Raw genomic sequence first — 3426 nt, 5'->3', positions numbered from 1 at the left:
TATTGGTGGTGGTGTTCATTCGCGCCGACGAGGGCTACCACAGTGACCTGTTCCCGGCCCACGTGAGCACTGTCTGGTTCGGTGCTTATTGGATCGTGCTCGGAGTCCTGCTCGTCTATTTGTTCGGCTACGCGGCGCGAGTGATGCTGATTGTGCGTAAGGATCCCCGCTCAACGGCGACGGCCAACCTCTACTTGATCTCGGCTGCCTTTGGTGCGGCAGGAACCTTGATACAGGTGACGACGGCCGAGGCCGGCATCGATATCACGATGCCCGTCTGGTTGTGTGCGTGCCTGGGCGCGATAGGTTTCGCGTACGGCTCTGCGCGATCCTGGCATGCCAAGGTGGCGTGGTTCACCGACAGCGAAAAGGTACCGCCGCCGCATCAGGACTGCTGAGCGCGTCAGGGGCAGCTCGTCAGGGGCAGCTCGTCAGGGGCAGCTGAGCGCGTCAGGGGATTGTGCATCGTTTTCCTGCCGACGCCACTACAGGCACGCCCACCCAGGCTGATTCGGCAAGCTCGCGCCACTCGAGCCGATCGGACCCTCGGCGCCGCGTCGATCGTTTCCCATTAGGCTGGGCCGCGTGTTTGAATCGCTGTCCGATCGGCTCACCGGCGCCCTGCAAGGACTTCGTGGCAAGGGCCGGCTGACCGACGCCGACATCGACGCCACCACCCGCGAAATCCGGCTGGCGCTGCTGGAGGCCGACGTATCGCTGCCCGTCGTCCGCTCGTTCGTCAGCCGCATCAAAGATCGGGCCAAGGGCGCGGAGGTTTCCGGCGCGCTCAACCCTGCTCAGCAGGTCGTCAAGATCGTCAACGAGGAGCTGGTCGGCATCCTCGGCGGCCAGACCCGCACGCTGGCGTTCGCCAAGACACCGCCGACGGTCGTCATGCTGGCCGGTCTGCAGGGGTCCGGTAAGACCACGCTGGCCGGCAAGCTGGCGCTGTGGCTGCGCAATCAGGGTCACACCCCGCTGCTGGTCGCCTGCGACTTGCAACGGCCGGGCGCGGTCAACCAGCTGCAAATCGTGGGGGAGCGGGCCGGAGTCGCGGTCTTCGCGCCGCATCCGGGGTCCTCGGTGGACACCGATCACAGCGCAGCCCCGGGCGACCCGGTCGCCGTCGCCACGGCCGGGCTCGCCGAGGCGCGCGCCAAGCACTTCGACGTCGTGATCGTCGACACCGCCGGGCGGTTGGGTATCGACGAGGAGATGATGGCCCAGGCCGGCGCGATTCGCGCCGCCGTCGATCCCGACGAAGTGATCTTCGTGCTGGATGCGATGGTCGGTCAGGATGCCGTGGCCACTGCGCAGGCGTTCGGCGAAGGTGTCGGCTTCACCGGTGTGGTGCTGACCAAGCTGGACGGCGACGCGCGTGGCGGTGCTGCATTATCTGTGCGCGAAATCGCAGGCGTGCCAATTCTTTTTGCGTCAGCAGGGGAGAAGCTGGAGGACTTCGACGTCTTCCACCCGGACCGGATGGCCAGCCGCATTCTGGGCATGGGCGACGTGCTGAGCCTGATCGAGCAGGCCGAGCAGGTCTTCGATGCGCAGCAGGCCGAGGCTGCCGCGGCCAAGATCGGCTCCGGTGAGCTGACGCTCGAAGATTTCCTCGAGCAGATGCTGATGATCCGCAAAATGGGTCCGATCGGCAACCTGTTGGGCATGCTGCCGGGCGCAGGCCAGATGAAAGACGCCCTGGCTGCCGTCGACGACCGCCAACTCGACCGGCTGCAGGCCATCATTCGCGGCATGACACCGCAGGAGCGCGCCGACCCCAAGATCATCAACGCCTCCCGCCGGTTGCGCATCGCCAACGGCTCGGGCGTGACGGTGTCGGAGGTCAACCAATTGGTCGACCGCTTCTTCGAGGCCCGCAAAATGATGTCCTCGATGGTGAGCAGCATGGGCATTCCCGGGCTGGGGCGTAAGTCGGCGACCCGCAAGGGAGCAAAAGGCAAGGGCAAGAAGGGCAAAAAGCAGCGCGGGCCGACGCCGCCGAAGGTCCGTGGTCCGCTCGGCGCCGGCATGCCGGCCGGGTTCCCGGACTTGTCCAACATGCCGCAGGGGCTCGACGAATTACCGCCCGGGCTGGCCGATTTCGACTTGTCCAAGCTGAAGTTCCCGGGCAACAAATAGTGCCGCAGCACGTTCGAGGTATCGGGCTGCCCAACGAAGAACCCATCGAGCTGTGGATCGTCGACGGTCGGATAAGCCGCGAACCGGTCAGCGATGCCGAAACGATTTTCGACGGCGGCTGGATCATTCCCGGGCTGGTTGATGCGCACTGCCACGTCGGGCTGGGCCCGGGCGGCGGTGTCGAACTCGACGAGGCGATTGCGCAGGCCGAAGCCGAGCGTGAGGTCGGCGCGCTGCTGCTGCGCGACTGCGGTTCGCCGGTCGACACCCGCAGCCTCGACGATCGCGACGACCTGCCTCGCATCATCCGGGCCGGCCGGCACCTGGCCCGGCCCAAGCGGTACATCCCGGGCCTGCCGATCGACATCGAAGACGAATCCCAGCTGCCGGATGCGGTGGCCCTGCAGGCACAGCGCGGCGACGGCTGGGTCAAGCTGGTCGGCGACTGGATCGACCGTAGCGTAGGCGATTTGGCGCCGCTGTGGTCCGACGACGTGCTGACCGCAGCGATCGACGCCGCGCACGCCCACGGCGCGCGGGTGACTGCGCATGTCTTCGGCGAAGACGCGCTACCCGGACTGATCAAGGCGGGCATCGACTGCATCGAGCACGGCACCGGGCTCACCGATGACACCATCGAGTTGATGGTCGAGCATGGAACCGCGTTGGTGCCAACCCTGATCAATGTCGAGAACTTTCCCGGCATCGCAGATGCTGCGGGAAAGTATCCGACGTACGCCGCCCACATGCGCGACCTGTACGCCAATTGCTATCCCCGGTTGTCCGCGGCCCGCGAGGCCGGTGTGCCGATCTACGCCGGCACCGATGCGGGCGGCATGATCGCCCACGGGCGGATCGGCGACGAAGTCGAGGCGCTGACCCGCATCGGGATGAGCCCCACCGACGCACTCGGCGCGGCGTGCTGGGATGCCCGGGACTGGCTCGACCGCCCCAGCCTCGACGACGGCGCTTCGGCGGACCTGTTGTGCTACTACGACGATCCCCGTTACGGCCCCGAGGTGCTGCATCGCGCGGACGTGGTTGTTTTGCGCGGCAGGATTTACTGAGCGTGCCGGTTCCTGAGTTCATCGTCGAGCTTCGTCGGCACATCGGACATGCGCCACTGTGGTTGTCAGGGGTGGGATCAGACCTTGACAGCTTTCCACGCCGCGTCGCCGAGGACCGGCGCTGCGTCGAGGACGTCGAACTCCGTCGTCCGCGCAAGCCACAGCCTGGCATATTCGACACTGGGTCCCATCCAGAGCGCTTGGCACAACCGGGGCG

Annotated in this window: 2 protein-coding genes and 3 pseudogenes; 4 read left to right on the top strand and 1 reads right to left on the bottom strand. The window is 66.4% G+C overall.

The window, feature by feature from the left end:
• From AC2VOG_RS20015 to AC2VOG_RS20000, 4 genes and pseudogenes are all read left to right on the top strand, one after another.
• Positions 1–398: pseudogene (locus AC2VOG_RS20015) on the top strand (hypothetical protein); the annotation flags it as partial.
• 187 nt (positions 399–585) lie between these two features.
• Positions 586–2142: a signal recognition particle protein gene (gene ffh / locus AC2VOG_RS20010; protein WP_486941566.1), complete on the top strand. Its 1557-nt coding sequence runs from the start codon at positions 586–588 to the stop codon at positions 2140–2142.
• On the top strand, positions 2142–3209 hold the full coding sequence (locus AC2VOG_RS20005; RefSeq protein WP_486941565.1) for a metal-dependent hydrolase family protein: 1068 nt from the start codon (positions 2142–2144) through the stop codon (positions 3207–3209). Before ffh ends, AC2VOG_RS20005 begins: the two co-directional genes overlap by 1 nt.
• Before the next feature lie 2 nt (positions 3210–3211).
• Positions 3212–3283: pseudogene (locus AC2VOG_RS20000) on the top strand (NUDIX hydrolase); the annotation flags it as partial.
• Between the two features lie 3 nt (positions 3284–3286).
• Here AC2VOG_RS20000 and AC2VOG_RS19995 read toward each other — a convergent pair.
• A pseudogene (locus AC2VOG_RS19995) lies at positions 3287–3426 on the bottom strand (TetR/AcrR family transcriptional regulator); the annotation flags it as partial.

The organism is Mycobacterium sp. TH-M11 (assembly GCF_057473725.1).
The sequence above is the reverse complement of the archived record's forward strand: the minus strand, read 5'-3'. Positions and strand labels throughout refer to the sequence as shown.